General features: G+C 27.9%; 3 protein-coding genes. 1 reads left to right on the top strand and 2 read right to left on the bottom strand.

Annotation, left to right across the window (positions count from 1 at the left end; translation table 11 throughout):
* Positions 1-152: 152 nt before the first annotated feature.
* On the bottom strand, positions 153-1,148 hold the full coding sequence (gene xerA, locus Q0984_RS08840) for a site-specific tyrosine recombinase/integron integrase (RefSeq protein ID WP_299526714.1): 996 nt from the start codon (positions 1,146-1,148) through the stop codon (positions 153-155).
* Positions 1,149-1,424: 276 nt separating this feature from the next.
* Between xerA and Q0984_RS08845 the strand changes: the two genes are divergently transcribed.
* Positions 1,425-7,145, top strand: a complete 5,721-nt coding sequence (locus Q0984_RS08845) for an S-layer family protein (RefSeq protein ID WP_299526717.1) — start codon at positions 1,425-1,427, stop codon at positions 7,143-7,145.
* Positions 7,146-7,183: 38 nt separating this feature from the next.
* Here the strand turns inward: Q0984_RS08845 and Q0984_RS08850 are convergent.
* Positions 7,184-7,862 (bottom strand): restriction endonuclease subunit S (locus Q0984_RS08850; RefSeq protein ID WP_299526719.1); only part of this gene is annotated, 679 nt, incomplete at its 5' end.

Here is a 7,862-nt window from a genome sequence, read left to right on the forward strand (position 1 = left end):
AAAAATTGATTTAATCCAATCCCAAATCCAGAAAATGGAAGAGTTCAAAAAAGGATTGCTTCAGCAAATGTTTATTTGAATTCCATTTTGGGTTTTGTATTTAAAATTTTAAAAATAGTAAAATTAAGACTTTAAAGTCTTAATCCTATTTTTTAGCTTAAATATTTTCTATGTGAGTTTTTCACATTATTTTGATTTACCATTGCGTAGTGCATGGTTGTATCTATTTGCACATGTCCTAGTAGTTTTTGTACTTGTTCTATTGGCATTCCTTTGTCAATTGCATTTGTTGCCATGGTTCTTCTGAATTTATGAGGATGTACTCTTTTGATGTTTGCTTGTTTTCCTAGTTCACGTATTCTTCTTTCAACTCCATTTATTCCTAGGCGATTGTGTGGTTTTTTAAAAGAAACAAAAAGAGCTGGATTGTTGTCATCACGTGTTTCTATGTAATTCATTAAGTGTATTTTTGTTTTTGCATCAAAATAGACTGTTCGTTCACTGTCTCCTTTTCCTAAAACAACACATTCTCGTTCATTAAAGAAAACATCATCAATATTTAAGTTTACAAGTTCTCCTACACGGATTCCTGTGGAATTTAGAAGTTCAACCATTGCTAGGTCTCTGATGTTGCTACAAGTATCTCTTAATATTTCGAAGTTTTCATCAGTTAACACTTCTTTCACGGTTTTTCTTGTTTTTATTTTATGAATACGTCGTACTGGATTTTTAACTATGTAATCTTCATCTTCTAACCAGCTAAAAAAGCTAGATAATACTCTTCTTATATTATCTATGGTTATTTTAGATGCACTGGTTTCTTTTTTGTAGTTTGCAAGGTATGTTCTTAGATCATCGGTTGTGATGTGTTCTATCTTTTTTTTAATTTTATCTAACATTTTTGTTATTGTTGTTCTGTAATATGTTACGGTTCTTTCTGAACAGCCTTCTACTTGTTTTGCTGATAGAAAATTTGTGAGTAGGTCCTGGTTTTTCTTAGATTCCATTGATGTTAATATTTTATCTTTTTTTATTACATCAAAATGTTCTAGATTTTGTTTTAGAATATTTTCCAACTTTTGAATTTGGTTTTTATCTAAAAATGGTTTCATATCTGTTTGAATATTGTTTATAATTTTGGTTTTCATTAAAACACCATATTTTAGATATGTTATTTATTTTGTAATAATAAAATTTCATGAGTTTCACCTTTTAAATGGCTTTTATGATAGTAATATGATATTTTTAAGTTTAAAAAGACTTTTTGAAATTTTATATATGATTTTATACAAATATTATAAGGTAAAAAAAGTGTTTTTTTAGTTAAATGAAATATTTTTTCATAATTTTTTTTACAAGATTAAATAATGGAGAGTATTAAAATATTGAAAAATAAACTTTTTATTTTCGTGATTTTAATTTTAATGTTATTGTCTGTTTCTGCTGTTAATGCTGAAGATTCAACATCATTAAATTTAAATGATACGAATGTGGCTATGGAAAACCCTGTTTCCTACCATATAGATATGAGTAATGAACAGGAAATAATTGAAAATTCTAATGATGATGTTAGTTATACATCTGATGAATCCTTTGAAAATGATATTGATTTAAATAATGTAAACATATCAATTGAAAAAGAAATTACAAACAAACCTATTTTTAAAGCTCCAAATACTGTAGATAACATTTATGTGGATCCTACAAATGGAGATGACAATAATAATGGTATTAATTGGGATAACTCAGTTAAAACTATTAGTAAAGCATTAGACCTTGTCAATGTAAATGGTAATATTTACCTTGCAAATGGTGAACATACTAATTCTGCAAATATTACTAAAAATATTACATTAATAGGTCAAAATAGAGAAAAAACAATTTTAACAAAAAGTAAAAACAGTAGTTTTTTACTTATTACAAATTTAGCTACTGTTAAAATTTACAATTGTTCATTTATAAATAATAATGAATCAGAAAACGGTAGTGCTATTTACATAGATTCAGGAAATCTTATTATCTATGATTGTTCTTTTATAAATAACACTTCACCAAATATGTCAGATAAAATTACGCCAGGATATTTTAGGGGTGCTGCAATTTGTGCATATAAAGCAAACATCACTGTAAACAATTGTTCATTTATAAATAATGCTGCAAAATGGGGTGGTGTAGCTATTTATGTAGAAAAAGGTAATCTTGATGTGAATAATTCTGTTTTTATAAATAATACTGCAGGTACATCTGCTGCTGTTGAAGTGTTTATAGGTAATCTCACTGTAAATAATTCTGTTTTTGTTAATAATTCTGGTGTTGATTTTGGTGGTGCTATCCATATATTTATGGGTAATATTACTGTGGATAATTCTGTTTTTATAGCTAATACTGTAAATAATGGGAGTGCTATTGGTGGTGCCATCTGTGTAGAATGTGGTAATGTTAGTGTATCTAATTCTATTTTTATTAATAATTCTGAAGAAAAGGATGATGTTTATGATTCTGGAGGGGGTGCTATTGGCATCTATGGTAATAGTGGTTTTGTTATTATAAATAATTGTTCATTTATTAATAATACTGCAACAAATAATGGTGGTGCTATTGAAGTAAGTGGTAATGATGGTTTTGTTATTATTATAAATAATTGTTTATTTATTAATAATACTGCAAATAGTGGTAGTGCTATTGAAGTTTTATGTTCTAGCAATATTACGTTGAGTAACTCTAATTTCACAAATAATAATGCTACAGAGCACTTTGGTTCTATTCATGTACTTGAAGGAAATCTTACAGCAAATAATTGTAGTTTCATGAATAATAATGGTAAAACGGGAAGTGCTGTTGTTGTAGAAAATGGTAATATTACTATTGGTGGTTCTATATTTATAAATAATTATGGAACTGATTATTCAGGTGTTGTTGCTGTAAATGTTGGAAATATATATGTTGATAATTGTACTTTTATTAATAACACTGGCAGAGATGGGGTTGTTAATACAAATTATGGGAATCTTACTGTAATTAATTCTGCATTTACACATAATGAATTACCTATTTGGGTAATGGAAGGTAATCTTGTTGTAATCAACTCAAATTTCACTAATAATTTCGATGGGGCAATTAGTGTATCTAAAGGTAATTTAACTGCAGATAATTGTATTTTCATAAATAACGCAGCATATGATGGTGGTGCTATTTCTGTAATGTATGGAAATCTTACTGTGGATAATTCTGTTTTTGTAAATAATACTGCAAATGGTTATGGTGGTGTTATTTATGGAGAAGGTTCAAATATTGCTGTGACTAATTGTGTTTTAAGTAATAATACTTCAAATGATGGAAGTGTTATTTTCACATATTTCCAAATGAATATTATTGTTGAAAATAATTGGTGGGGTTCTAGTTCTCCAGATTGGAAATCAGTAGTGTCTATAAATGGAACAGGTTATACTCCAAAATCATATGTTGTTTTAGATGTGGCTGTTAGTGAAGTTGGTTTCAATGTCTATGAAATTACTGCTAAATTGCATTTAAATGGTACTCAGACTATTGCAGATATTCCAACAAGGGATATTGAATTTAAATGTGGATCTGAGATTATTCGCGGTAAAATGATTAATGGTGTTTTTAATAAAATTTATTCACTTGATATGGGTGATAAAAAGGATATTTCAATAACTGTAGATAATGAAACACAAAATATCACTCTTATAGGTCATAAATTAACTACTGACATGACTGTTATTATTAATGATATTGTTTATGGTGAAAATGGAACTGTTGTAGTTATTTTGTCTTCTGATATTAATGATAAACTTAGTATTTATATAGATGGCTTTTCTAGAAAAGTAGATGTTATAAATGGTGTTGCAAAATTTCAAATATCTGGATTAAATGCAGGTACTCATGAAATTTCTGTAGTATTTGACGGTAATGATAAATATGCTCCTGTTATGTCTACTTGCAAGTTAAATGTAGCTAAAGCTGCACCTGCTTTAAGTATAGTTATTAAAGATGTGAATTATGATGAGATATTTAATATTGATGCTGTTTTAACTGGTGTTAATGGTGCTAAATTATCTGGTGATGTTATTGTAACTGTTAATGGTAAAGATTACACAGTTAAAGTTGTAGATGGTAAAGGTACATTAAAAGGTATTAAATTACCTGCTGGATCTTATGTTTTCTCAGCTAAATTCGCTGGAAATGATAATTACAATGCTGAACAAATCTCCGGTAACTTTAAAGTTAATAAAATAGCTTCAGCTATTGATATTTCTGTTGATGATATTAAGGTAGGAGAAGATGTAACTATTACAGTCAACGTCCCTTCTGATGCTACTGGTGATGTTGTAATCACTGTTAAAGGTAATGATTATACTGTAGCTATTGTAAATGGTAAGGCTGTTCAAACAATAGCTAATCTGGGAGTAGGAACTTATGATGTAACTGTTAAATATGCTGGTGATAATAATTACAATGCTATTTCTAATAATGCTAAATTCACAGTATCTAAAGTAACTCCTGTTATGGATGTGTCTGCTGATAATATTGTATTTGGTGAAGATTTAACTATTAATGCTTTATTACCTGCTGATATTAATGGTAATGTTATTATTACTGTTGATGGAAAAGAATACACAGTAAATGTGGTAAATGGTAAAGTTACTAAACCTATTTCTGGTTTAACTGCTGGAAATCATAATATTGTTGTTAAATACAATGGAAATGACAAATATGATTCTGTTGAAGTTTCTAAAACTGTAAATGTTGCTAAAGCAAATCCAACTCTTGATGTTGTTATCGCTGATGTGGATTATAACAATGTATTTACTATTGAAGCTACTTTAAATGGTGTTAATGGTGCTAAATTAACTGGAAATGTAATTGTAACAATCAATAGTAAACAATATCTTGTAACTGTTATTGATGGTAAAGGTACATTAGAAGGAATTAATTTGCCTGCTGGATCTTATGATTTCTCAGCTAGATTTGCAGGTAATGATAATTACAATGCAGTAATTGATTCTGACAAATTTAATGTTAATAAAATAGATCCAATTCTTGATGTTTCAATTAACAACACTCAAATTGGTGAAAATACAACAATAACTGTCAATTTACCTTCTGATGCTGAAGGCAATGTTATTATAACTATTGATGGTCAAAATTACATTGGTGCTATTACTGAGGGTAAAGTAATTATAGAAGTACCTAACCTTAAAGAAGGAACTTATGATGTAGCTATCAATTATAATGGAGATAATAATTATAATAAAGCAAATAGCACAGCTAGTTTTACTATATCCAAAATAAATCCTGTATTAGATGTGAATATTACAGATATTATTTTTGGTGAAAACTTAACTGTTATAGGTAATTTACCGGCTGATATTAATGGAAGTGCAATTATTTCTGTTGATGGTGTTGAAAAAACAGTTTTAGTTGTAAATGGTAAAATCAACGAAATGATCACAGATTTAACTGCAGGATATCATATTATTGGTGTTAAATACAATGGAAATGATAAATATACGTCCATAGAAGTTTCTAAAACAGTTTATGTAGCTAAAGCAAATCCTATATTGAATGTTATAATAGATGATGTAAAAGTAGGTGAAATTATTAATATAAGTGCTACTTTAACTGGAGTAAATAACTCTCCATTAAATGGTAAACTTATTATTTCACTAAACAATGAAGATTATGTTATTAATGTTGTTAATGGTAAAGGAAATATCCGTATCAATGCATTTAATAATAATGGAGTTTACAATTTCACTACTACCTGGAGTGGTGACAATAATTACATGAACACTTCTATGGTAGGTAGTTTCAAAGTTTCCAAAGTAGAAAAATATCCGGCAAACATTACTATTCCTGGTGGTGTTGAAGGTAAAAACTCTACAATCACTATAGATTTACCTGATGATGCAACAGGTGAAATCATTGCAATAATCGATGGTAAAAATTACACTGGAAACGTATCTAACGGTACTGGTAGTGTGGATATTCCTCCATTGGATAAAGGAATACACAATATCACAGTTATTTATCCTGGTGATGATAAATACGATTCAGTAATTAAAGAAGGAAATATTACTGTAGATGTTAATAAAGACGCAATTTTGGTTGTTGATAATGTCATAATGATTTATCATGACGGATCTAAATTAATAGCTATATTAAAAGATTATTATGGTAATTCAATAGCAAATACAATAGTAACAATAACAATTAATGGTGTATCATATAACAGAACTACTGATAAGGATGGTTATGCATTCTTAAGTCTTAACTTAAATTCAGGAATATACAATGTAACAGTTACTTATCAAGGTAATGAAACTTATAATGGTGCTGAAGTTAATGCAACTGTAACAATCAATCCAACTATTATTAGTAAAGATATTACTAAAATGTATCAAAATGGAACTCAATTCTTTGCTAACTTCACAGATAGTCAAGGAAACCCATTAATAAACACTACCATACAATTCAATATAAATGGAGCAGTTTATGAAAGAAAAACCAATGAACAAGGAACAGCTAGACTAAACATAAACTTAATACCTGGAAAATACACATTAACAGCTTACAATCCAGTAACTGGTGAGAAAAAAGGATTCAACATTACAGTCAAAGCTTTAATCACTGAAAACAGTGATATAATTAAATATTATAAAAATGGAACACAATACACAGCAAAAGTCTACAATAAAGACGGAACCTTAGCTATTGGTAAAAACGTAACATTCAACATTAATGGAGTATTCTACAACAGAACAGTTAATGAAAATGGTACAGTTAAATTAAACATTAATTTAAATCCTGGAAAATACATTATAACAGCAATATATGATGGATATAGTGTAGGAAACAATGTAACTGTTGAAAGTACATTAATTACAAATGATTTATCTATGAACATGCAAGATGGTAGTAAATTCAACGCTACAGTACTTAATGAACAAGGAAAACCATTAGTTAACGAAATAGTAACATTCAATGTAAATGGTGTGTTATATGAAAGAATCTCTGATGAAAATGGTGTTGCAAGCTTAAACATCAATCTCATATCTGGAGAATACATCATCACTTCAATGTGGAATGATTACCAAGTTGGAAATAAAATCACAATTGCTTAAGAGAATTAATTTTCTCTTAAACTCTTTTTCTTTTTTAATCAAAAACAATTAAATTTAAGATTTAAAATAAACATTTGCTGAAGCAATCCCTTTTTGAACTCTTCCATTTTTTGGATTTGAGATTGGATTAAATCAATTTTTTTATCTAATTTTAAAAATAGATTTATATATTTATTTTGTTCATTAATGGGAGGTAGAGTTAATTTAACTTTTTTAAAGTCTTTCCAATACAAATGAATTATTGTAGATCCTTGTGTTAATTTTGAAACTTCTTTTATTAGATTATTTGTAAAATAATAAGCAAAGAATTTATTATTAATAATATTTTCATTTTTATTTCTTAAAATGGTAATATCTCCACCTAATAATACATCTTCTTCTAAAATTACGCTAGCCGTTACTAAATCAACACCAGTAGTTGTTGTTGAAGAAGGAATTAATATATCTCCAGGTTTAGATAGAACACCTTCATCATAATTAGTTTTGCTTTTAACATCATGAATTATTTCAGCATATGTTGTATACAATTCTCCATATAAAATACACTTATTTGATCCATTTTCATCTAATTTGTCCTTTGATAATCCTGTTCCTTTTTTAGAAGCATATAAATCAGATAATTTATAGGTTAACCAATTAGAATTTTCTTTTTTAAATTGTAATTTTTTTGCTCCTTCCTTGAAAATTTGTTGCAATAAACCTTTTTTAAAATGTATG

Source organism: uncultured Methanobrevibacter sp., from assembly GCF_934746965.1.
Taxonomy (GTDB): domain Archaea; phylum Methanobacteriota; class Methanobacteria; order Methanobacteriales; family Methanobacteriaceae; genus Methanocatella.

Bases quoted from the DNA above. Each gene is read 5' to 3' on its own strand.
- xerA (WP_299526714.1), bottom strand. From the start codon at position 1,148: ATGAAAACCAAAATTATAAACAATATTCAAACAGATATGAAACCATTT.
- Q0984_RS08845 (WP_299526717.1), top strand. From the start codon at position 1,425: ATGTTATTGTCTGTTTCTGCTGTTAATGCTGAAGATTCAACATCATTA.